The organism is Nonomuraea sp. B208 (assembly GCF_057536035.1).
Genome location: NZ_BAAJOU010000023.1, coordinates 394,306 through 417,185, shown reverse-complemented (window position 1 = coordinate 417,185; position 22,880 = coordinate 394,306). Strand labels below are relative to the sequence as shown.

The window sequence follows — 22,880 nt, the reverse complement described above, 5'->3', positions numbered from 1 at the left end:
TCGGGGAAACGGTCTAAATCAGGTCGAGTGGGTCGACACTCACCCTCACGACATCCGGCGTCTTACGCGCCGCGCGTACCCCGCTGGCCCCCTTGAGCGCTGCCGCCAGCGCCGCACCACCGGTTCTGCGTACCCGGATCATGGCCCGCTCCTGGCCCTCGTCGTCGACCGGCACGGGGCCGAGCACCTGCGCCTCGGCGGGCAGGTGGGCCTCGTCGATCATCTGCCGGACGGCGGCCGCCGGGCCGGTGAGCGTGGCCATCCGGACGGCCGGCGGGAAGCCCAGCTCGGCCCGGTCGGCCAGCTCGCGCTCGGCGTGCGTGATCGGGTCCCAGCGCACCAGAGCCTGTACGGCGGGCAGCGCGGCGTCGGCCAGCACCACCAGCTCCGCGCCGGGGCGCAGCAGGGCGGCGGCGTTCATCCAGCGGCGTACGGCCTCCTCGCCGGCCCGCAGGTCGGCCCGGCCGAGCAGCGCCCAGCCGTCGAGCAGGACCGCGGCGGCGTACCCTCCCTCGGCCACCGGCTCGGCCCCCGGCGTGGCGACGACCAGCGCGCGGGAGGCGGGCACGGTCGCCAGCACCCCGTCCCGCCCGGACGTGCGCACGGGCACCGACGGGAAGGCCCGGCCCAGCTCCTCGGCCGTACGGCGGGCGCCGATGACCACGGCCCGCAGGTGCGGGCTGCCGCACGACGGGCAGCGCCACGCGGCGTCCACCCGGCCGCACCAGCGGCAGTAGGGCGCGGCATGTCCGCCACGCAGGGCCAGGGGCCCGTGACACGACGCGGCCGGCGTCCCCGCCGGTTCCAGCGGCAGCGCGGCACTGACGCCCTCACCCACGCCATGGCGGGGCTGATCATCAGACCCCGGAGGACCCTGACGACCCGGATCGCCGGAGACCTCCCCGACGCGCGCCGGATCCGCCTGCGAACGGGAGGGGCCGCCCGGCAGGTGAAGCACTTCCTGTCCACCGCCGGTCGGGCCCGGCGACACGCGGGACGAACCATCCGGGAAGTGACGCGCCTCCTGGCCGTCACCGGCCAGACCGGCCGACACGCGGGACGTACTACCCGGAAGGTGACGCACCTCCTGCCCACCAGCGGCGAGCCCCGACGACACGCGGGACGGGCCGCCTGGGAGTCGGCCCAGGTCCTGTCCTCCGCCCGCGCGCCCACGCGACGAACCGCCCGCCTCTCCCCCGCCTCCCGAGAAGCCCGACGACGGACCGGAGAGGGGGACGGCCGAGGGCGCGTCCGCCCCGGGCGGGGCGAGGAGGGTGCGGGTGGGCGGGAGCACGCACCGGGCGGGCGTACGGCAGTGCCGGCAGGCCAGGGCGGGCAGATAGCCGCGCCTCGGCACCTGGACCAGCACCGGGCCGCCGCCGTCCAGCCCGTGCCGCAGGGCCCGCCAGGCGAGGCTGGGCAGGCGGGCCTGCCGGGCTGCCTGGTCCTTGGCCAGCTCGGCGTCCTCGCCCGCGGGCCGTACGCGCGGTGCGAGGCTCCTGATCGTGGTCCTGGCCGCCACGATGGGACGGGCCCAGCGCCCGGCGATGAGCTGGGTGGCCTCGGCGGTACGGGCGTAGCCGCCGATCAGCATGGCCGCCCCGGTGCGGTGCGCGCGCAGGCCCAGCACCTCCCGCGCGTGCGGGTAGGGGGCCAGCCGCTCGGCGTGCAGGTCGTCGCCGTCGTCCCAGATCGCCACCAGCCCCAGCTCCGCGACCGGGGCGAACATGGCGGCGCGGGTGCCGACCACGGCACGCACCTGGCCGCGCAGCACCTTCAGCCAGCGGCGGTACCGTTCGGCGGGGCCGAGGTCGGCGGTGAGCGCCACGTGCCTGCCCGGCCCGAGCACGCGGGCGAGCTCGGCGTCGGCCAGCGCCACGTCCTTGCCGTCGGGGACCACGACGACCGCTCCCCTGCCGCCGTCCAGCGTCGCCCGTACAGCCTCGGCCATCGGGCGGGCCCAGCCGAGAGCGCCGGGCAGCGCGGACCAGACGGCCCTGGGGGCTCTGCCGTGGCGAAGCGCATCCAGGAAGGACGGCCCCATCGGATAAGCGTCCCAGGCACTCTCCCCGCCCCGGACACCTCCCGCCTCCCCGCCGTCTCCCAAGTACCCCGAAGTCCCGGCACCTCCCAGAGCCCCCGCACCTCCCGAATCCCCCGGAGCCCCGGCACCTCCCGCAGCCTCGGCGCCTCCCGGAGTCCCGGCCCCTCCCGGCGCCCCGGCGCCTTCGCCGTCCTGGACACTCCCCGCGCCCTCGCCCTGGACGTCCGTCCCATCGGGAGCGTCCGGCCGCGTGGAACGGTCCGGCTTCGGGGTCTCGGACTCGGCCTTGGCGTGGCGGGGCGGGATGGCGAGGCGGAGCACGTCGGTGAAGGTGCCCGCGTAGCGGTCGGCGACCGCCCTGGCCAGCCCGGCGATCTCGGGGGTCAGCACCCGCTCGGGGGACACCACGCGTTCGAGCGGCATGAGCCGCCCCTCATGGTCGCTCTCGTCCACCCGCTCCAGCAGGAACCCGTCGACCAGCTTGCCGGCGAACCGCACCCGCACCCGCACCCCGGGCTCGGCCGTCTCGTGCAGGGCGGCGGGCACCAGGTAGTCGAAGGGGCGATCGAGGTGGGGCAGCGGGCTGTCCACGGCGACCCGGGCCACGGGCCGCTCGGGCGCGGGGACCACGGCGCCCTTGGTGTCCTTCGACGAGGCCGCGGGCCGCACGGCGTCGAGCGGCAGGAGGGCGTCGTCGGAGTCGGTCACGCATAACGTCTACCAGACCCGCCGCGCCCGCCCGTACCTCCTCCGATGAGGAGCGTCCGGCGAGGGGCAGGCGAATGCCCGGATCGCACCGAGTGGTGCCATCCGGGCTCGCGCAGGCGACGTCTCAGGAGGCGCCGCCCCTCAGGGCGGCCCTCCCGGCGTCACCGGAGATCGGTCAGAGACCGGCGGCCGTGCGGAGCGCCTCGGCGCGGTCGGTGGACTCCCAGGAGAAGCCCTCGCGCCCGAAGTGCCCGTAGGCGGCGGTCTCGGAGTAGATGGGCCGCAGCAGGTCGAGGTCGCGGATGATCGCCGCCGGGCGCAGGTCGAACACCTGGAGCACGGCGCCCTGGATCTGCTCCACCGGCAGCTTCTCGGTGCCGAAGCACTCGACGAACAGGCCGACCGGCTGCGCCTTGCCGATCGCGTAGGCCACCTGCACCTCGCAGCGGTCGGCGAGCCCGGCCGCGACGACGTTCTTGGCGACCCAGCGCATGGCGTAGGCGGCCGAGCGGTCGACCTTGGACGGGTCCTTGCCGGAGAACGCGCCGCCGCCGTGGCGGGCCATGCCGCCGTAGGTGTCGATGATGATCTTGCGGCCGGTCAGGCCGGCGTCGCCCATGGGGCCGCCGATCTCGAAGCGCCCGGTCGGGTTGACCAGCAGCCGGTAGCCCTCGACCTCGATCTCGAGGTCGGCGAGCACCGGGTCGACCACGTGCTCCTTGATGTCGGGCGTCAGCATCTCCTTGAGGTCGATCTCGGCCGCGTGCTGCGTGGAGACGACCACGGTGTCGAGGCGGACCGGCGTGTCGCCGTCGTACTCGATGGTGACCTGGGTCTTGCCGTCGGGGCGCAGGTAAGGGACGGTGCCGTTCTTGCGGACCTGCGACAGCCGCTGGGAGAGCCGGTGGGCCAGCGTGATCGGCAGCGGCATCAGCTCGGGGGTCTCGCGGCAGGCGTAGCCGAACATGAGGCCCTGGTCGCCCGCGCCCTGGCGGTCGAGCTCGTCGCCGTCACCGTCGACGCGGTGCTCGTAGGCGTCGTCGACGCCCTGCGCGATGTCCGGCGACTGGGCGCCGATGGACACCGACACGCCGCACGAGGCGCCGTCGAAACCCTTGTGGGAGGCGTCGTAGCCGATCTCGAGGATCTTCTCGCGGATGACGCCGGGGATGTCGACGTAGGTCTCGGTCGTGACCTCGCCTGCGACGTGGACCTGGCCAGTGGTGATCAGTGTCTCGACGGCGACCCGGCTCTTGGGGTCGTCCTTGAGCATGGCGTCGAGAATCGCGTCACTGATCTGGTCGGCGATCTTGTCCGGGTGGCCCTCGGTGACCGACTCGGAGGTGAACAGGCGACGTGACAACTCAGTGGCTCCTCAATGCAGCGGCTGCTGACGTATCGACGGCCCGGGACATCGGGACGCGCGCCGGGGCCTCGCCGAAGTCTAGCCCTACCGGGTGCCGGGTCGCGAAACCATGCCCCATCCGTACGCTCGCGTCGCGCGGGTCACAGGTCCGGCAGCGGATCGTGGGGCAGCGTCTCGGGGGCGAACACCTCCGCGTCGGCGGCCGCCACGACCGCGGCGTACTCCTCGTCGAAGGCGAACACCATCGAGCCCAGCTCCAGAACCGGTCCCGGCAGGACGGGGCCGAGGCGGGTCATGCGCGGGAACTCGGCGTACACGCCGATCGGGCGGTCGGTCCTCAGCGTACGGGTGGCGAGCACCGCGATGGACGCCTCCGTGACGACGACGAGGAAGTGTCCCGTGCTCGCGGGCCCCACCGCGGACGCGGGGAACACGTAATGGATGTCCCCCTGCCCCCCGAGCAACGTCCGGCACCGATCCCTGACAGCAGAACCCAGCGGCATTCCGTCCCCCTCCGCCCCAAGTATCCGCAGGCAGGGTGGAATGTCGCAACAGGTGATCGGGTAATCGATCTAACACGCTTTGTACGTTTTCGCCGCTTTTGTGACACAGGTCACGGGAGTCGCTCTGCCACCAGGTCCCAGACGGCGTCGGCCACGTCCTCCTTGGGCCCGAGCGGCACCTCCACCGGCTCTCCGCCGGCGACCAGCACGGTGGCCGCGTTGTCGGGGGTGCCGAAGGCCCGGCCCTCCCCCACCTGGTTGACCACCAGCAGGTCGCAGCCCTTGCGGGCGAGCTTGGCCTGCCCGTTGGCGAGCACGTCGTGCGTCTCGGCGGCGAACCCGACGATGACCGCGGGCCCGGCCGCCACGGGGTTTCCCCCGGCCTCGCGGGCCGCGCGGCGCAGCTCGCCCAGCTCGGCGAGGATGTCGGGGTTCTTGGTGAGGCGGATGGGCTCAGGCTCGCCGTCCGTCTTCTTGATCTTGATGTCGTGCCGGTCCGCGGGCCGGAAGTCGGCCACCGCGGCGGCCATGACGACGACGTCGGCCCCCTCCGACGCGGCCAGCACCGCCTCGCGCAGCTGGGCCGCCGACTCCACCCGGACGACCGTGGCCCCGGCCGGGTCGGGCAGCGCGACGTTGGCGGCCACCAGCGTGACCTCCGCGCCGCGCGCCGCCGCCGTGCGGGCCAGGGCGTAGCCCTGCAGCCCGGTCGAGCGGTTGCCGAGGAACCTGACGGGGTCGATGGCCTCGCGGGTGCCGCCCGCGGACACCACGACCCGGCGCCCGGCCAGGTCGCGCGGCCTGCCGCGCAGCACGCGCAGGCAGACCTGGAAGATCTCGGCGGGGTCGGGCAGCCGCCCGGGGCCGGTGTCGGCTCCGGTGAGCCGCCCGACGGCCGGATCGAGGACGATCGCGCCGCGCTCGCGCAGCGTGGCGACGTTGGCACGGGTGGCGGGGTGCTGCCACATCTCGGTGTGCATCGCGGGCGCGAAGACGACCGGGCACGTCGCGGTGAGCAACGTGTTGGTGAGCAGGTCGCCGGCCAGCCCGTGCGCCGCCTTGGCGAGCAGGTCGGCGGTCGCCGGCGCCACCACGACGAGATCGGCGCTCTTGCCGATCCGCACGTGGGGCACCTGATGGACGTCGTCCCACACCTCGGCCGACACGGGGTTGCCCGACAGGGCGGCCCAGGTGGGCGCGCCCACGAAATTCAGGGCCTCGCGGGTCGGGACGACCCGCACCTCGTGACCGGACTCGGTGAACAGCCGCACCAGCTCGCACGCCTTGTAAGCGGCGATGCCGCCGCTGACGCCCAGGACGACCTTCATCGAAAGGGTCAGGCCGCGCCCTCGATGGGCTCGGCGGTCAGCAGCCCCTCGGAGACCTCGCGCAGCGCGATGGACAGCGGCTTCTCCTGGGCGTGCGTCTCGACCAGCGGCCCGACGTATTCCAGCAGGCCCTCGCCGAGCTGCGAGTAGTAGGCGTTGATCTGGCGAGCGCGCTTGGCGCCCATGATCACCAGGGAGTATTTGCTGTCGACGATGTCGAGCAGCGCGTCGATCGGCGGGTTGGTGATGCCCTCCGCGGCCGCAACGGTGCCTGCCACGATTCAGACCTCTCGTTTGGTGGTAGTCGTGACCCCCTGAGGGTCAGTCATCAAGGCTATCAGCCGGTCGCACACGTCCTGGACGCTCGTGTTGACCAAGGTCAGGTCGAACTCCGGCTCGGCGGCCATCTCGACGCGCCCGGCCGCCAGCCGGCGCGCGATGACGTCCTCCGGCTCGGTGCCGCGCCCGCGCAGCCGCTTCTCCAGCTCCTCCCAGGTGGGCGGGGCCAGGAACACCAGCAGGGCCTCCGGCATGGTGCGGCGCACCTGCCTGGCGCCCTCCAGGTCGATCTCCAGCAGGGTGGGGACGCCCTCGGCGAGCTTCTTCAGCACCGGCTCGCGCGGCGTGCCGTAGCGGTTGCCCGCGAACTCCGCCCACTCCAGCAGCTCGCCCGACTCCACCAGCCGGTCGAACTCCTCGCCGTCGGCGAAGAAGTAGTGGACCCCGTTGACCTCGCCGGGCCTGGGACTCCTGGTGGTCACCGAGACCGACAGCCACACCTCGGGGTGTGCCCGCCGGAGCTCGGCGACGACCGTGGACTTGCCGACGCCCGACGGCCCCGACAGGACCGTCAGGCGTCGTTCGTTCATGGGCAGGAATCCGACCTCCGCCCCCGGCCCGACCGCCTCGTGGGCACGTGCACCGCCGGACCAGGACCTGTCGGTCACTTTCCTACCCCCTGTTGAACCCGCGTTTCCGTGTGGAACCGAGATTAGCTCTCGTTGCCACCGAACTCGCGCTCGAGGGAGGCCCTCTGGTTCGCGCCGAGGCCCCGTACGCGACGGGACTCGGCGATGGCAAGCCGCTCCATGAGCTGCTTGGCGCGGACCTTGCCCACGCCGGGGAGTGATTCCAACAGAGCCGACACCTTCATCTTGCCGATGACGTCGTCGGTCTGCCCATCCTTGAGCACCTCAGCCAGAGAAACCGCGCCATGCTTGAGCCGGTTCTTGACCTCGGCACGCTCTTTACGGGCCTTGGCAGCCTTCTCCAGGGCTGCGGCGCGCTGCTCAGGGGTCAGGGGAGGAAGAGCCACGCCGGGTCACCTCGAATTTCTGTCGATGTACTCGGACGGGAAGGGAAACTAGCTGGTCATCGCCCCCTAAGCAACGCCAAGAGCAGTTTCTCTCCTCACAAAATCCACTTCATCACTGTGGGTGACAGTAAAATCACACAGTGCTGATCAAATCGCCCTCACATCCGCGTACGGACGTCCGATCCCGCCGCTGTCGCGAAACGCAGCGGTGATCGTGTCCCCGCGCCGGGCCGATGTCCGAAACCCCGTCCCCACCAGGCCCGAAACCTGCTTTGATCTTGGGATGGCACCCCGCTATGATCTTGCCGGACAGGCCGCACCGGCCCGTGCCCCGGTGTGTCCCGTCAGGACGCGCGCCGCAGCGAGGCGGCGATCGCGGCGGCGGCCGCGCCCGGGTCCGGGGAGCCGGTGATGGGCCGGCCGATGACGAGCAGGTCCGCACCGTCGGCGAGAGCCTGTTCCGGCGTCGCCACCCGTGCCTGGTCCTGCACGTCCGCGCCGGCCAGCCGTACGCCGGGCGTGATGAGGGTGATGCCGTCCCCCACCTCGCGCCGCACGGCCGACACCTCGTGCGGCGAGCACACCAGCGCGGTGGCCCCCGCCTCCACCGACAGTGCGGCGAGGCGGCGCACCGCGTCGCCGGCCGGGCCGCGGAGCCCGATGCGCTCCATGTCGGCCTCGTCCAGCGAGGTCAGCACGGTGACCGCGGCGATCGCCGTGTGCGGCGCTGCCTCGACCGCGGCGCGGATCATCGCCGGGCCGCCGCCCGCGTGCACGGTCAGGATGGCCGGCCGCAGGCGGGCGACCGCGCGGGCGGCGCCGGAGACGGTGTTGGGGATGTCGTGCAGCTTCAGGTCGAGGAAGACCCGCACGCCGCTGGCGCCGCGCACGGAGGCGATCACGTCGGGGCCGTAGCGCAGGTAGAGCTCCAGGCCCACCTTGACCGTGCTGACGTGCGGAGTCACCAGCGACGCCCAGCGCGCGGCGGTCTCCAGGTCAGGGGCGTCGAGTGCGACGGCGATCGGTGCGGGGGTCAAGTCGTGCTCTCCTCGGTCGTTCGGTCGTGGTTCGGGTGCGTCGTGGTTGAGGTGCGTCGTGGTTCAGGTGCGTCGTGGTTGAGATGCGTAGTGGGCCGGGGCGTGTCACGGCGCGCTCTCCCCGGTGTCGACGAGCAGGTGCCTGGGTGCGCTCCCCGGCGGGCGGTGGGCCAGCCCGACGGCGTCGGCGAGCCGCTGGAACCCGCGGGCCCGCAGGAGGTCCTCAAGCTCGCGCTCGATGCGCAGGCAGGCGTAGGGGTCGTGGAACAGCGCGGTGCCCACGCCGACCACGCAGGCGCCCGCCAGGACGAGCTGGAAGGCGTCCCTGCCGCTCATGACGCCCCCGATGCCGATGAGCGGCACCCCGGGCAGCGCGGCGTGCACCTGCCACACGCAGCGTACGGCGAGCGGCAGGATGGCCGGCCCCGACAGCCCGCCGGTGACGGCGGCCAATGACGGGCGCAGGGCCTCGGTGTCGATGGCCATGCCGAGCGGATTGTTGATCATGGAAAGCGCGTCGGCGCCGGCGTCCACGCAGGCCCGCGCCACGGACACGATGTCGGCCACGTCGGGGGCGAGCTTGGCCACGACCGGCACGTCGTAGCGCATGATCGAGCGTACGGAGGCGATGACCTCGGCGGCGGCGCTGCCCTCGCGGGCGAAGATCCGGCCGCGGTCCTCGATGTTGGGGCAGGAGAGGTTGACCTCCAGCGCGGTGACGCCGGGCGCGTCGGCGAGCCTGCGGGCCAGCTCGGAGTATTCGGCGACGGTGCCGCCGCCGATGGAGACGATGGTCTTGATGCCGCGCTGGGCCAGCCAGGGCAGCTCGCGCTCCAGGAACGCCTCGATGCCCGGCCCCTGCAGCCCGACCGCGTTGAGCATGCCCGAGGGCGTCTCGGCCATGCGGGGCGTCGGGCGGCCGGCGCGCGGCGCCATGGTGATGGAGCGGGTGGTGAGGGCGCCGAGCCGGTGCAGGTCGAAGAACTGGGCGAGCTCCCGCCCGGAGGAGGCGCACCCGGCGGCCGTGGTGATCGGGTTGGCGAGCTCCACGTGCGCCAGGAACGTACGCATATCAACTGACATGTCGTGCACCGCCTCCGGGGGCGCCGAGCGCGTCGAACGGGATCGTTCCCACGTCCTCGAACCGCACCCGCTCCCCCCGGAACACCGGCCCCTCCGCGCACGCCCGGACCATCCTGGTCGCCCCGTCCTCCCCGATGACCGGGATCACGCACGTCATGCACACCCCGATGCCGCAGGCCATCCGCTCCTCGACGGCCACCTGCACCGGGATGTCGAACTCCATGCCCACTGCGGTCACCGCCCGCAGCGTCTCCATCGGCCCGCAGGCGTAGACCGCGTCGGCCCGGGTGTCGGCGATCACCGAGGGCAGCGCGTCGGTGACCTTGCCGCGCAGCCCCAGCGAGCCGTCCTCGGTGGTCAGCGTCGTCGTCTCGGCGATGCGGCGGGCCCGCATGGCGCCGAAGACCCGCTCGGCCCCCGCGCCGCCCAGCACGAAGTCGACCCGGCAGCCGCGCGCCAGCAGCGCGTCGGCCAGCGGGAACAGCACGGCCGAGCCGTACTCGGCGCCCACCAGCACGCAGTGCGCCGGGTCACGGGGCAGCGGGAAGGGACGGCCGAGCGGCCCGACCAGATCGAGCGTGTCGCGGGCGCGCCGCTCGGCCAGCCAGGCCGTGCCCCGGCCGCGTACGGTGAAGACCAGCTCGACCGTGCCGCCGTAGTCGGACTTGACGTCGTGGACGGAGAACGCGCGGCGCGTCACCATCGAGGTGTGCGTCCCGCCCACGGCCACGGAGACGAAGTGACCGGGGCGGAAGCGCTCGGCGATGCCGGGCGCGACCACCGTCAGCGCATGGTAGGCGTCGACCCGGCGCGTCGTCAGCACCGTGCCCGTCACCTGCACCGGTGTGCCGGCCAGTCGTCCTCACCTCCCCTGCGGGGCTCAGCCCCGCAGCGCCTGCCCGTGCTCCTGGAGCGACCGTACGCCCACGTCGCCGCGGACGATCGCCTGGATGCCCGCCGCCGCGGCCGCGAGCCCCGCGACGGTCGTGATGCACGGGATGCCCCGCAGCACCGCGGCGGTGCGGATCTCGTAGCCGTCGAGACGCGGCCCCGACTGGCCCGGGCTGCCGAAGGGCGTGTTGACGATGAGGTCGACCTCGCCGTCGAGGATGGCGCGCACGCTCGTCGGCTCACCTCCCGGGCCAGGCCCCTCACTGTGCTTGCGCACGATCTTGGCATGGACGCCGTTGCGGCGCAGCACCTCGGCGGTGCCCTCGGTGGCGAGGATCTCGAAGCCGAGATCCGCCAGAGCCTTCACAGGGAAGATCATCGCACGCTTGTCGCGGTTGGCCACGGACACGAACGCGCGTCCCTTGGTCGGAAGCTCGCCGTACGCGGCCGCCTGCGACTTGGCGAAGGCGATGCCGAAGAACGCGTCGATGCCCATGACCTCGCCCGTGGAGCGCATCTCGGGCCCGAGCACGATGTCGACGCCGCGGAAGCGGTTGAACGGCAGCACCGCCTCCTTGACCGCGATCGCGGCGTCGAGCGGCAGCGTGCCGCCGTCGCCCTCGGCCGGCAGCATGCCCTCGGCGCGCAGCGAGGCGATCGACGCGCCCAGCATCACCCTGGCCGCCGCCTTGGCCAGCGGCACGGCCGTGGCCTTGGACACGAACGGCACGGTGCGCGAGGCCCGCGGGTTGGCCTCCAGGACGTAGAGGACGCCGGCCGACATCGCGTACTGGACGTTGAGCAGCCCACGCACGCCCACGCCCCGCGCGATGGCCTCGGTGGCCGCGCGGATGCGCTTGATGTCGTGGCCGCCGAGCGTGATGGGCGGCAGGGCGCACGCCGAGTCGCCGGAGTGGATGCCGGCTTCCTCGATGTGCTCCATGACGCCGCCGAGGTAGAGCTCCTCGCCGTCGTAGAGCGCGTCCACGTCGATCTCGATGGCCTCGTCGAGGAACTTGTCGACGAGCACCGGGTGACCGCCCTCCTGGGCCGCCATGTAGGTGCTCAGCGTCTGCTCGTCGTAGACGATGGCCATGCCGGCCCCGCCCAGCACGTACGAGGGCCGCACCAGCACCGGGTAGCCGATCTCGTCGGCGATCTCCTTGGCCTCGGCCACCGTGAGCGCGGTGCCGTGCTTCGGCGCCGGCAGCCCGGCCTCGGCCAGCACCCGCCCGAACGCGCCGCGCTCCTCGGCGAGGTGGATGGACTCCGGCGAGGTGCCGACGACGGGCACGCCGGCGTCCTTGAGCGCCTGCGCGAGCCCGAGCGGCGTCTGCCCGCCGAGCTGCACGATCACGCCCACGACGGGCCCGGTCTGCTGCTCGGCGTGGACCACCTCCAGGACGTCCTCCAGGGTGAGCGGCTCGAAGTAGAGCCGGTCGGAGGTGTCGTAGTCGGTGGAGACGGTCTCGGGGTTGCAGTTGACCATTACGGTCTCGAACCCGGCCCGCGACAGCTCGAACGAGGCGTGCACGCAGGCGTAGTCGAACTCGATGCCCTGGCCGATGCGGTTGGGCCCGGAGCCGAGGATGATGACCTTGCGCCGCTCGCCGTAGGGGACCTCGCTCTCCTCGTCGTACGTCGAGTAGAGGTAGGGCGTCTTGGCGGCGAACTCGGCGGCGCAGGTGTCGACGGTGTTGTAGACCGGCCGCAGCGCGAGGGCGTGGCGCAGGTCGCGCACCCGCGCCTCGTCGATGCCGCGGATCTCGCCGAGCTGAGCGTCGCTGAAGCCGTGGCGCTTGGCGCGGCCCAGCACCTCGGCGGTCAGCTCGGGCGCCGCGGCGACGGCCGCGGCCTCCTCGTCGAGCAGGAAGAGCTGGTCGATGAACCACGGGTCGACGCTCGTGGCTTCGAACAGCTCCTCGGGCGTGGCGCCGGCCCTGATCGCCTGCTGCATGGTGCGCAGGCGGCCGTCGTGCGGGGTGCGGCAGGCGGCCAGCAGCTCGTCCTTGTCGCCGGGCTCGCCCGCCCAGGTGAAGGCGGAGTCCTTCTTCTCCAGGGAACGCAGCGCCTTCTGCAGCGCCTCGGGGAAGGAGCGGCCGATGGCCATCGCCTCGCCCACGGACTTCATGTGCGTGGTGAGCGTGGGGTCGGCGCCGCGGAACTTCTCGAAGGCGAAGCGCGGCACCTTGACCACGATGTAGTCCAGGGTCGGCTCGAAGGAGGCCGGGGTCTCCTTCGTGATGTCGTTGGGGATCTCGTCGAGGGTGTAGCCGATGGCCAGCTTGGCCGCGATCTTGGCGATCGGGAAGCCGGTGGCCTTGGAGGCGAGCGCGGACGAGCGCGACACGCGCGGGTTCATCTCGATGACGATCATGCGGCCGGTGCGCGGGTCCACCGCGAACTGGATGTTGCAGCCGCCGGTGTCGACGCCGACCTCGCGGATGACCGCGATCGCGACGTCGCGCATGTTCTGGTATTCGCGGTCGGTCAGGGTCAGCGCGGGCGCGACGGTGACGCTGTCGCCGGTGTGGACGCCCATCGGGTCGATGTTCTCGATGGAGCACACGATGACGACGTTGTCGGCCTTGTCGCGCATGACCTCCAGCTCGTACTCCTTCCAGCCGAGGATGGACTCCTCCAGGAGCACCTCGGTGGTCGGCGAGGCGTCGAGGCCCGCGCCGGCGATGCGGCGCAGGTCGTCCTCGGTGTAGGCGAAGCCGGAGCCGGCGCCGCCCATCGTGAACGAGGGCCGCACCACCAGCGGGTAGCCGAGCTCGGCCGCGCCGGCCAGCACCTCGTCCATGGTGTGGCAGATGACCGAGCGGGCGGACTCGGCGTTGAGCCCGTGCTCACGGGCGACCTTGGCGACGATCTCCTTGAACCGCTCGCGGTTCTCGCCCGCCTGGATGGCGTCGAAGTCGGCGCCGATCAGCTCGACGCCGTACGTCTCCAGCACGCCCGACTCGTGCAGCGCGACCGCCGTGTTGAGCGCGGTCTGGCCGCCGAGAGTGGGCAGCAGCGCGTCCGGCCGCTCCTTGGCGATGATCTTCTCGACGAACTCCGGGGTGATCGGCTCGACGTAGGTGGCGTCGGCGAACTCGGGGTCGGTCATGATCGTGGCCGGGTTGCTGTTGACCAGGATGACGCGGAAGCCCTCGGCCCGCAGCACCCGGCACGCCTGGGTGCCCGAGTAGTCGAACTCGCACGCCTGGCCGATCACGATCGGCCCCGAGCCGATCACCAGGACCGACCTGATGTCCTCACGCTTGGGCACGGCTCATGACCTCGCAGAACTCGTCGAAAAGGTAGGCGGCGTCGTGCGGCCCCGCCGCGGCCTCCGGATGGTATTGGACGCTGAAGGCGCTGCCGTCGAGCAGGCGCAGCCCCTCCACGCAGCGGTCGTTGAGGTTGACGTGGCTGACCTCGGCCTGACCGTAGGGAGTGTCGAAGGGCCCGTCGAGCGGCGCGTCCACCGCGAACCCGTGGTTGTGCGCGGAGATCTCCACCTTGCCGGTGCGTACGTCCTGGACCGGCTGGTTGACGCCCCGGTGGCCGTAGCGCAGCTTGTAGGTGGACAGCCCGAGCGCCCGGCCGAAGATCTGGTTGCCGAAGCAGATGCCGAAGAACGGCACCTTCGCCTCCAGCACCCGGCGCAGCGTGGTGACGTCCACGGTGGCGGGGTCTCCGGGGCCGTTGGACAGGAACACCCCGTCCGGCTCGACGGCCATGACCTGCTCGAAGGTGGCGTCGGCGGGCAGCACGTGCACCTCGCAGCCGCGCTCGGCCATGCGCTGCGGGGTCATGCCCTTGATGCCGAGGTCGACGGCGGCGACGGTGAACCGTTTGGCGCCGATCGCGGGCACGATGTACGGCTCGGTCGTGGCGACCTCGCCGGCGAGGGCGGCGCCCTCCATGCGCGGCGCCTGCCTGACCCGCTCGGCCAGCTCCTCGACCGGCGCGGCGGGGGCGGTGAAGATGCCCGCCCGCATGGCGCCGCGCTCGCGCAGGTGGCGGGTCAGGGCGCGGGTGCCGGGGATGGCGATGCCGACGACGCCCTGCTCCTTGAGGTAGTCGTCCAGTGAGCGGTTGGCCCGCCAGCTGGAGACGACCCGCGACGGCTCGCGCACGACGTAGCCGGCGACCCAGACGCGGCGGGACTCGGGGTCCTCGTCGTTGACGCCGGTGTTGCCGATGTGCGGCGCCGTCATGGCGACGATCTGGCGGTGGTAGGAGGGGTCGGTGAGGGTCTCCTGGTAGCCGGTCATGCCGGTGTTGAAGACCATCTCGCCGAACGTCTCGCCTTCGGCTCCGTAGGCGGTTCCGTGGAAGACGCGGCCGTCTTCCAGTACGAGCACGGCGGGCGTGTTCAAACCAGCTTCCCTTCGAGTACGGTCGGCCTGCCCCGCAGGAACGTGGCCACCACCCTGCCGGGCAGCGTCATGCCCTCGTAGGGGGTGTTCCTGCTCTTGGACGCGAAGGCGGAGGGATCCACCTCGGTCCGCGCGGACGGGTCGTACAGCGTGATGTTGGCCGGAGCGCCTTCCTCCAGCGGCTGCCCCTGCCCGGAGAGCCGCCCGATGCGCGCCGGCACGGCGCTCATGCGCTGGGCGACGCCCGCCCAGTCGAGCAGCCCGGTCTCCACCATGGCCTCCTGGACGACGCTGAGCGCCGTCTCCAGGCCGACCATGCCCATGGCCGCCGCCGACCACTCGGTCTCCTTGTCCTCGACCGGGTGGGGCGCGTGGTCGGTGGCGACGATGTCGATCGTGCCGTCGGCCAGCGCGGCGCGCAGCGCCTCGACGTCGGCGCGGGTGCGCAGCGGCGGGTTGACCTTGTAGATGGGGTTGTAGGCGCCCACCGGGGAGTCCTCGACGAGGTCGTCGGTGAGCAGCAGGTGGTGGGGGGTCACCTCGGCGGTGACGTCCCAGCCCTTGGACTTGGCCCAGCGGATGATCTCGACCGAGCCGGCCGTGGAGACGTGGCAGACGTGCAGGCGGGAGCCGACGTGCGCGGCCAGCAGGCAGTCGCGGGCGATGATCGCCTCCTCGGCGACCGCGGGCCAGCCGGTCAGGCCGAGCCGGCCGGAGACGACGCCCTCGTTCATCTGGGCGCCCTGGGTCAGGCGCGGCTCCTGGGCGTGCTGGGCGACGACGCCGTCGAACGCCTTGACGTACTCCAGGGCGCGGCGCATGAGGACCGCGTCGTCCACGCAGCGGCCGTCGTCGGAGAAGACCCGCACCCGGGCCGCCGAGTCGGCCATCGCGCCGAGCTCGGCGAGCTGGCGGCCCTCCAGGCCGACGGTGACGGCCCCGACCGGGTGCACGTCGCAGTGGCCGAACTCGCGGCCGAGCCGCCACACCTGCTCGACCACGCCGGCGGTGTCGGCGACGGGCGAGGTGTTGGCCATGGCGTGCACGGCGGTGTAGCCGCCGCGGGCGGCCGAGCGGGTGCCGGTCTGCACGGTCTCGGCGTCCTCGCGGCCGGGCTCGCGCAGGTGGGTGTGCAGGTCGACCAGGCCGGGCAGCGCGACGGCGCCCCCGCCGTCGATCTCCTCGCCGCCGCTCAGCCCCTGGCCGATCTCGGCGATGACGCCCTGGTCGATCCTGATGTCGGCGGGCTCGCCGCCGAGGATCCTGACGTTCTTGACGACGATCATGCGGTCTCTCCCCCGAGGAGCAGGTAAAGGACGGCCATCCGGATGGTCACGCCGTTGGCGACCTGCTCCACGATGGTGGACCGGGCCGAGTCGGCCACCTCGGCGGCGATCTCCATGCCCCGGTTCATCGGGCCGGGGTGCATGACGATGGCCTCGTCCGGCATCTTGGCGAAGCGGTCGCGGTCGAGCCCGTAGCGGCGGGAGTATTCGCGCTCGCTCGGGAAGTACGCGGCGTTCATCCGCTCCTTCTGCACCCGCAGCATCATGACCACGTCGGACTTGGGCAGCACGGCGTCGAGGTCGTAGGAGACCTCGCACGGCCAGTCGCCGACCGAGACCGGCAGCAGCGTGGGCGGCGCGACCAGGGTGACCTCGGCGCCGAGCGTGTGCAGCAGCAGCACGTTGGAGCGGGCGACCCGGCTGTGCAGGATGTCGCCCACGACGGTGATCCTGCGGCCCTCGAGGCCGCCGAGGCGGCGGCGCATCGAGAAGGCGTCGAGCAGCGCCTGCGTGGGGTGCTCGTGGGTGCCGTCGCCGGCGTTGACGACGCTGCCGTGCACCCAGTTGGCCAGGCGGTGCGGCGCGCCGGAGGAGCCGTGGCGGATGACTACCGCGTCGGCGCCCATGGCCTCCAGGGTGAGCGCCGTGTCCTTGAGCGACTCGCCCTTGGACACGCTCGACCCCTTGGCCGAGAAGTTGATGACGTCGGCGGACAGCCGCTTGGCCGCCGCCTCGAACGAGATGCGGGTCCGGGTGGAGTCCTCGAAGAACAGGTTGACCACGGTGCGGCCGCGCAGCGTCGGCAGCTTCTTGATGGAACGTTCCGAGACCCTCGCCAGCTCCTCGGCGGTGTCGAGGATGAGCAGGGCGTCGTCCTTGGACAGGTCGCCCGCGGAGATGAGGTGGCGGTTCACCTGGTTTCCTCCTTCGCCGGCAGGCCCTTCATCAGCAGCACCGCGTCGCGCCCGTCGGTCTCCTGCAGGTAGACCCTGACCTTCTCGCTCTTGGCCGTCGGGAGGTTCTTGCCGACGTAGTCGGCGCGGATGGGCAGCTCGCGGTGGCCGCGGTCGACCAGCGTGGCGAGCTGGACGGCGGTGGGGCGGCCGAGGTCGTTGAGCGCGTCGAGCGCGGCCCGGACGGTGCGGCCGGAGTAGAGGACGTCGTCGACCAGGACGACGATCTTGCCGTCGACGCCGTCGGGCGGCAGCTCGGTGCGGCCGAGCGGACGGGCGGGCCGGAGCCGCAGGTCGTCGCGGTACATGGTGACGTCGACGGAGCCGACGGGGATCTTGACGCCCTCGAACTGCTCGATGCGGTCGCCGAGGCGGCGGGCCAGGGTGGCGCCGCGGGTGGGGATGCCGAGAAGGACGACGCCGTCGCCGCCCTTGGTGCGTTCGAGGATCTCGTGCGCGATGCGGGTCAGCGCCCGGTGGACATCGGGGGCCTCAAGGACCGCCCGCGCATCGGCCCGCGGCTCGGGCCGGGGGTCGGACATGACGAAACTCACCGCCTTTCCCGCCTCACGGGACGGGTCATTAAAGGGTGTTGGCCGTGACACACAGTACCAGGGGCGACCAGGTACGACGTGAGCGCCCCGTGGTGCGCCGGGCGTGGCGCGGCGTGAGATCCGCCACCGCACGGGGATACCGCAAGGATGACCTTTCACGTCGATTCTGAGGTCGGGCGGCTCCGGCAGGTCCTCCTGCACAGACCCGACCTCGCACTCAAACGGCTCACCCCCGCCAACAAGGACGCGTTCCTGTTCGACGACGTGCTGTGGGTGCAGCGCGCCATCGAGGAGCACGAGGAGTTCCAGCAGGTGCTGCGCTCGCGGGGCGTGGTCATCCACATGCTCGACGACCTGCTGCGGGAGACGGTCGAGATCCCGGAGGCCCGCAAGCACATCCTCGACGCCGTCGTGGACGAGCGCTGGCTCGGGCCGGTGGCCATCGACGACATCCGCAACACCCTGGACGGCATGGACTCCGCCACGCTCCAGCTCTACCTGACCGGCGGCATCACCAAGGGCGAGCTGGCCGAGCTGGGGTGCGCGCCGCAGTCGGTGACCTTCCACGCCATGGGCGAGCACGACTTCATCCTGCCGCCGCTGCCGAACCACCTGTTCACCCGCGACCCGTCCTGCTGGGTGTACGACGGCGTGGCCATCAACGCGATGCGCAGGAAGGCCCGCATGCGCGAGACGGTCAACATGGAGGCCGTCTACATGTTCCACCCGATGTTCGCCGCCGGCTTCGACCGGCCCGAGCAGGGCGGCTTCCACTGCTGGACGCCGGGGCACGCGGCCGCGCCCGCCACCATGGAGGGCGGCGACGTGCTGGTGCTCGGCCGCGGCGCGGTCCTGGTCGGGATGAGCGAGCGCACCAGGCCGCAGGCGGTGGAGATGCTGGCGCGGCGGCTGTTCCGCGCCGGCGCGGCGAACCGGATCGTGGCCGTGGACCTGCCGAAGGCGCGGGCGTTCATGCATCTCGACACCGTGATGACGATGCTCGACGAGGGGGTGTTCACCCAGTACGCGGGCCTCGGGATGCTGCCGGCGTACACGATCGAGCCCGGCCGCACCGCCAAGGAGCTCAGGTTCACCGACCACCCGCCCGAGGACATGCACAAGGCCATCGCGCACGCGCTGGACCTGCCGGAGATCACGGTGCTGAGCGCGGCGCAGGACGTGCGGGCGGCGGCCCGCGAGCAGTGGGACGACGGCTGCAACGGCCTGGCGCTGGAGCCCGGCGTGGTCGTCGCCTACGAGCGCAACACCACGACGAACGCCTACCTGCGCGACCACGGCATCGAGGTGATCACCATCAGGGGCAGCGAGCTGGGACGGGGCCGCGGCGGGCCGCGCTGCATGAGCTGCCCGCTCGAACGCGACGGCATCTAAGGGGCCGGCTGGGTCCTCGCGCATACTCGCCCGGCCGTCGGGCACGATCCGGTCACGCCGGCGCGGACGACGCCGCAGGCCGGCAGTGCTTTCGCGGGGGCAGGGGGTGGGGCGGATGACGCCGGTCGGGCGGCTCTTCCGCACCAAGCCCACGGAGCGGATCGTGGCCGAGGGCGGCCACGGCGAGGGCGGCGAGCTGCGGCGGACGATGTCGCTGTGGCAGCTCACGCTGTTCAGCGTGGGCGCGACGCTCGGCACGGGCATCTTCGTCATCCTCGGGCAGGCGGTGCCCAAGGCGGGCCCGGCCGTGGTGCTGTCGTTCGTGCTGGCGGCGTTCACGGCGCTGCTGTCGGCCCTGTCGTACGCGGAGCTGGCCGGGACGATCCCGGTGTCCGGGTCGTCGTACTCGTACGCGTACGCGACGATGGGCGAGCTGGTGGCCTGGGTGTGCGGCTGGTGCCTGATGCTGGAGTACGCCGTGTCCGTGGCGGCCGTGGCCGTCGGGTGGGGCGACTACCTCAACGCGTTCCTGCGCTCGCTGGCCGGTTTCGAGCTGCCGGCGGCGATCACCCGCTCCCCCGGCCAGGACGGCGGCGTGGTCAACCTGCCCGCGATCCTCATCGTGGCGCTGGCGACCTGGCTGCTGCTGCACGGGGCGTCGGAGAGCGCGCGGGCCAACGTCGTCTTCGTGCTGATCAAGGTGGCGGTGCTGCTGTTCTTCTGCGCGGTGGCGTTCACGGCCTTCCAGGCGGGCAACATGACGCCGTTCGCGCCGCTGGGGGTGGCGGGGGTGACCGCGGCGGCCTCGCAGGTGTTCTTCTCCTACATCGGCTTCGACGCGGCCTCCACGGCCGGTGAGGAGGCGCGCAATCCGCGGCGCGACCTGCCGCTGGCCATCATCCTGTCGCTGGCCGTCGTGACCGCCGTGTACGTGCTGGTGGCGGTGGCCTCCGTGGGCGCCAGGCCGTGGACGGAGTTCGGCCGCAACAGCTCGGAGGCGAGCCTGTCGGCCATCGCGGACCTCTCCGTCGGGGCGACCTGGCCGGGGCTGATCATCTCGTTCGGCGCGGTCGTGGCCATCGCCAGCGTCGTGCTGACCGTTCTCTACGGGCAGACCCGCATCCTGTTCGCGATGTCGCGCGACGGGCTCGTCCCGCGCGTGTTCCAACGGGTGGATCCGCGGCGGCAGGTGCCGGTCGCCAACACCCTCATCGTGGCCGGGTTCGTGTCGGTGCTGGCCGGACTGGTGCCTCTGGGGCAGCTCGCCGAGGCCACCAGCATCGGCACGCTGTTCGCCTTCGCGCTGGTCAACGTGGGCGTGGTGGTGCTTCGGCGGCGCCGGCCCGACCTGCCGCGCGGCTTTCGCGTCCCGTTCTTCCCCCTCACGCCGGTGCTGGGGGCCGTCATGTGCGTGCTGGTGATGGCGGGGCTGGCCGGGGTGACCTGGGCGGCGTTCGGGCTGTGGATGGCGGCCGGGCTGGCCTGCTACTTCCTGTACGGCTTCCGCCGGTCGCGGCTGAACACCGAGGTGGGGCCATGAGACTGGGCGAACTGCTCGCGGGGTACGTGCCGGGGCCGCGCGGCCGGGACGGGCTGGCGCTGGCGCTGCTGCTGCGGCGGCGGGCCGGCGCCCGCCTGACGGTGGCGTACGTCCGCCCGCCCGTCTGGTCGCCCCCGGGCCCGGCGCGGGCGGAGGACAGCGCCTGGCGGGCGTACCTGGCCGAGCAGGCCGACGCCGCGCTCGCCGAGGCCCGCGAGCTGGCGGGCGACGAGGCCGGGTACGTCGTCCACGCCGGCCGGCACAGCGGGCGCGGGCTGGTCGAGCTGGCGCGCAGGCGCTCGGCCGACGTCGTGGTGATCGGCCCGGCCCCGGGCGGCGCCAGGGGGCGCATCTCCGTCGGCAGCACCGCCGACCAGCTCCTGCACGCCTCGTCCGTGCCCGTCCTGCTCGCCCCGCGCGGGTACGGCGACGAGCCGCCGCCCGCCTTCGACCGGCTCACCCTCGCCTACCGGCGCGGCCCCGGCTGCGACGCGGCGGTCAAGGACGCCGCCCGCACGGCGGTGGCGCTCGGCCTGCCGCTGCGGCTGGTGACGCTGGTCGTCGGTCCCGCCCGCCGGGTCAGGGCCGAGGAGGACATGCTGGCGCGGCTGCGTGAGCAGGCCGCGGCCGATTTGCGCGCGGCGGCCCGCGGCCAGGCCCGGCGGCTGCGCGTGGAGGTCGAGGTGCTGGAGGGGCGGACGGTCGCGCAGGCGCTCGGCGCGGCCTCGTGGCTGCCCGGCGAGATGATCATATGCGCTTCGAGTGACACCGGGCCACTTCGGCGGGTGTTCCTCGGGGACACCTCGCTGAAGATCGTACGGGCCTCGACCCGCCCTGTCATGATTCTCACGCGGCAGCCCTGACATGGGCGCACGCATGGGCATTCTGTGACAAAGTAGTGTTACCTCTGGGACATGAGGGGCGTTTGCGGCGATCCATACCGGACCGGATTCGGCATCTTTTTTCCAATCAGCTTGACCTTCGGCGTCCACCCCTTTACCGTCACTGTGCGTAACCACACCTCGCGGCCTTCTGGGGTAAACCCAGAGCCATGGCTACCGATGGTGCCGAGCCTGGCACCAGACCCCCCGGTGGCTGGGGCATATGCCGCAAGGGAGCACAATCTACTGAGAGCGATACATACGAGAGCCGGGGGCCACACGATGCCGTCTGAGTACGCAAAGTCGCTGGGTGCACGACTTCGCGCCATCCGCACCCAGCAGGGCCTGTCCCTGCATGGAGTCGAGGAGAAGTCGCGTGGCAGGTGGAAAGCCGTGGTCGTGGGCTCGTACGAGCGTGGCGACCGCGCGGTCACGGTGCAGAAGCTTGCCGAGCTTGCCGACTTCTACGGGGTGCCCGTCTCGGAGCTGCTGCCGGGTGGGGCCGCGCCCAGCCCGCTGGGGCCGACACCCAAGCTTGTGATCGACCTGGAGCGGCTGGCGACGCTGCCGAAGGAGAAGGCCGGGGCGCTGGCGCGCTATGCCGCCACCATCCAGAGCCAGCGTGGCGACTACAACGGCAAGGTGCTGTCCATCCGCCAGGAGGACCTGCGCTCCCTCGCCGTGATTTATGACAAGTCGCCGAGCGAGCTGACCGAGGAGCTCATCAGCTGGGGCGTCCTCGACGCGGAGGCCCGCAGGGCCGTCGAGTCCTTCTGACCCCGCGCGGTCGTCCCGCCCCATCGGGGCCGGCCCCCGGACCCGGACGGGCCGACCGCCCGGCCGTTTGACCCTTTTTTCAAGGAGCCCGCCACGCCCGGCGGGCTCCTTCGCTTTTTCCGCCCCTTCTCCGGCCCCTGGGTAAAGACTTCTGGACGCGGAGTGTAATCGCGTGGATACTCTTCGTGTCAGGCCCTCTAGCCCTCGTGACCGCACTCCGCAAAGCACCGGATACGCCGGCGTGTCTCGTGCTGCCCGGATCGCGTCCACCGGGGTTCGCAAGAAGGAGAACGAATGCAGTCCAAGAAGCTCCTGACCCTCCCCCTCGCCCTCCTCGCGGCGGGCGCGTGCGTGACCACCGTGGCCGTGGCCAGCACCTCGACCGCCTCCGCCACCGCGACCCGCGCGTCGGCGCTGCCCGCGGGCTACCAGCTCGTCACGCTGCCCAACGCCAACGTCCCCAACTTCCAGCGCCGCACGCTGTACTGCCCCGGCAGCAAGAGGGTTCTCGGCGGCGGCGCCGAGGCCCGCGGCAACGGAGCGATCCTGGTCGGCTCGTTCCCCACCGACGACGGGCGCGGTTGGATCGGCATCGGCCGCCAGATCGGCTACAACGACGTCGGCATCAGCGTCTTCGCGATCTGCGCCGACTGACAGGAGTGACGTAGCCGAGCGCTTCCCGCCAGGGCCCGATTCCGACCGGCCTCGGCCGGAAGCGCTCACCATTTCAGCCCACATCCCGGCCTCGGACACCGGTCAGCTCGCGAGCGCCGTACGCGAAAGCGGAGGCGGGGCGGGCGTCCTGGGCACACAGAAAGCGGCCGCCGAGCCACTGACAGGCCGGCGGTC

Annotated in this window: 20 protein-coding genes; 5 read left to right on the top strand and 15 right to left on the bottom strand. The window is 72.3% G+C overall.

The window, feature by feature from the left end:
* Window positions 1-13: 13 nt before the first annotated feature.
* The 15 genes from AC27IY_RS25855 to pyrR form a co-directional block, all read right to left on the bottom strand.
* Window positions 14-2,752 carry a primosomal protein N' gene (locus AC27IY_RS25855; RefSeq protein WP_487179414.1) on the bottom strand — a complete coding sequence of 913 codons (2,739 nt, stop codon included), beginning with the start codon at window positions 2,750-2,752 and terminating at the stop codon, window positions 14-16.
* A 175-nt stretch (window positions 2,753-2,927) separates the two neighbouring features.
* Complete coding sequence (metK, locus tag AC27IY_RS25850) at window positions 2,928-4,115, bottom strand: methionine adenosyltransferase (RefSeq protein ID WP_091076153.1); 1,188 nt, start codon at window positions 4,113-4,115, stop codon at window positions 2,928-2,930.
* Between the two features lie 143 nt (window positions 4,116-4,258).
* Complete coding sequence (locus AC27IY_RS25845; RefSeq protein WP_449944875.1) at window positions 4,259-4,552, bottom strand: hypothetical protein; 294 nt, start codon at window positions 4,550-4,552, stop codon at window positions 4,259-4,261.
* A 179-nt stretch (window positions 4,553-4,731) separates the two neighbouring features.
* Window positions 4,732-5,949 (bottom strand): bifunctional phosphopantothenoylcysteine decarboxylase/phosphopantothenate--cysteine ligase CoaBC, encoded by a 1,218-nt coding sequence (gene coaBC, locus AC27IY_RS25840; RefSeq protein WP_487179413.1) that lies wholly within the window; start codon window positions 5,947-5,949, stop codon window positions 4,732-4,734.
* 8 nt (window positions 5,950-5,957) lie between these two features.
* Window positions 5,958-6,227 (bottom strand): DNA-directed RNA polymerase subunit omega, encoded by a 270-nt coding sequence (gene rpoZ / locus AC27IY_RS25835; protein WP_020541700.1) that lies wholly within the window; start codon window positions 6,225-6,227, stop codon window positions 5,958-5,960.
* Between the two features lie 3 nt (window positions 6,228-6,230).
* Window positions 6,231-6,818, bottom strand: coding sequence for a guanylate kinase (gene gmk / locus AC27IY_RS25830; protein WP_423452757.1), 588 nt, complete (start codon window positions 6,816-6,818; stop codon window positions 6,231-6,233).
* Between the two features lie 122 nt (window positions 6,819-6,940).
* The gene (mihF, locus tag AC27IY_RS25825; protein ID WP_020541698.1) at window positions 6,941-7,264 is read right to left on the bottom strand and encodes an integration host factor, actinobacterial type; all 324 of its coding nucleotides are present in this window, start codon (window positions 7,262-7,264) and stop codon (window positions 6,941-6,943) included.
* Window positions 7,265-7,608: 344 nt separating this feature from the next.
* Window positions 7,609-8,301 (bottom strand): orotidine-5'-phosphate decarboxylase, encoded by a 693-nt coding sequence (pyrF, locus tag AC27IY_RS25820; RefSeq protein ID WP_487179412.1) that lies wholly within the window; start codon window positions 8,299-8,301, stop codon window positions 7,609-7,611.
* A 105-nt stretch (window positions 8,302-8,406) separates the two neighbouring features.
* Window positions 8,407-9,384, bottom strand: coding sequence for a dihydroorotate dehydrogenase (locus AC27IY_RS25815; protein WP_344214789.1), 978 nt, complete (start codon window positions 9,382-9,384; stop codon window positions 8,407-8,409).
* Window positions 9,374-10,225 carry a dihydroorotate dehydrogenase electron transfer subunit gene (locus AC27IY_RS25810; RefSeq protein WP_487179411.1) on the bottom strand — a complete coding sequence of 284 codons (852 nt, stop codon included), beginning with the start codon at window positions 10,223-10,225 and terminating at the stop codon, window positions 9,374-9,376. The genes AC27IY_RS25815 and AC27IY_RS25810 overlap by 11 nt, the downstream gene beginning before the upstream one ends.
* Before the next feature lie 39 nt (window positions 10,226-10,264).
* A complete protein-coding gene (gene carB, locus AC27IY_RS25805; RefSeq protein WP_423452759.1) occupies window positions 10,265-13,552 on the bottom strand; it encodes a carbamoyl-phosphate synthase large subunit in 3,288 nt (1,095 codons plus the stop codon).
* A complete protein-coding gene (carA, locus tag AC27IY_RS25800; RefSeq protein WP_487179410.1) occupies window positions 13,539-14,648 on the bottom strand; it encodes a glutamine-hydrolyzing carbamoyl-phosphate synthase small subunit in 1,110 nt (369 codons plus the stop codon). Before carA ends, carB begins: the two co-directional genes overlap by 14 nt.
* A complete protein-coding gene (locus AC27IY_RS25795; protein WP_364445548.1) occupies window positions 14,645-15,934 on the bottom strand; it encodes a dihydroorotase in 1,290 nt (429 codons plus the stop codon). Before AC27IY_RS25795 ends, carA begins: the two co-directional genes overlap by 4 nt.
* Entirely contained in the window at window positions 15,931-16,848 is a 918-nt protein-coding gene (locus AC27IY_RS25790; protein ID WP_423452761.1) for an aspartate carbamoyltransferase catalytic subunit, read from the bottom strand. The genes AC27IY_RS25795 and AC27IY_RS25790 overlap by 4 nt, the downstream gene beginning before the upstream one ends.
* Entirely contained in the window at window positions 16,845-17,429 is a 585-nt protein-coding gene (gene pyrR, locus AC27IY_RS25785; RefSeq protein WP_487179426.1) for a bifunctional pyr operon transcriptional regulator/uracil phosphoribosyltransferase PyrR, read from the bottom strand. The genes AC27IY_RS25790 and pyrR overlap by 4 nt, the downstream gene beginning before the upstream one ends.
* A gap of 159 nt (window positions 17,430-17,588) precedes the next feature.
* On the opposite strand from pyrR, the gene AC27IY_RS25780 reads away from it, so the two are divergent.
* The 5 genes from AC27IY_RS25780 to AC27IY_RS25760 all read left to right on the top strand — a co-directional run bounded on the left by AC27IY_RS25780 (window position 17,589) and on the right by AC27IY_RS25760 (window position 22,685).
* Entirely contained in the window at window positions 17,589-18,833 is a 1,245-nt protein-coding gene (locus tag AC27IY_RS25780) for an arginine deiminase (protein ID WP_364445551.1), read from the top strand.
* 115 nt (window positions 18,834-18,948) lie between these two features.
* Window positions 18,949-20,373: an amino acid permease gene (locus tag AC27IY_RS25775; RefSeq protein ID WP_487179409.1), complete on the top strand. Its 1,425-nt coding sequence runs from the start codon at window positions 18,949-18,951 to the stop codon at window positions 20,371-20,373.
* On the top strand, window positions 20,370-21,236 hold the full coding sequence (locus AC27IY_RS25770) for a universal stress protein (protein ID WP_487179408.1): 867 nt from the start codon (window positions 20,370-20,372) through the stop codon (window positions 21,234-21,236). The genes AC27IY_RS25775 and AC27IY_RS25770 overlap by 4 nt, the downstream gene beginning before the upstream one ends.
* A gap of 300 nt (window positions 21,237-21,536) precedes the next feature.
* Window positions 21,537-22,031 carry a transcriptional regulator BldD gene (bldD, locus tag AC27IY_RS25765; RefSeq protein WP_026214021.1) on the top strand — a complete coding sequence of 165 codons (495 nt, stop codon included), beginning with the start codon at window positions 21,537-21,539 and terminating at the stop codon, window positions 22,029-22,031.
* Between the two features lie 294 nt (window positions 22,032-22,325).
* A complete protein-coding gene (locus tag AC27IY_RS25760; protein ID WP_344214775.1) occupies window positions 22,326-22,685 on the top strand; it encodes a hypothetical protein in 360 nt (119 codons plus the stop codon).
* Window positions 22,686-22,880 lie beyond the last annotated feature (195 nt).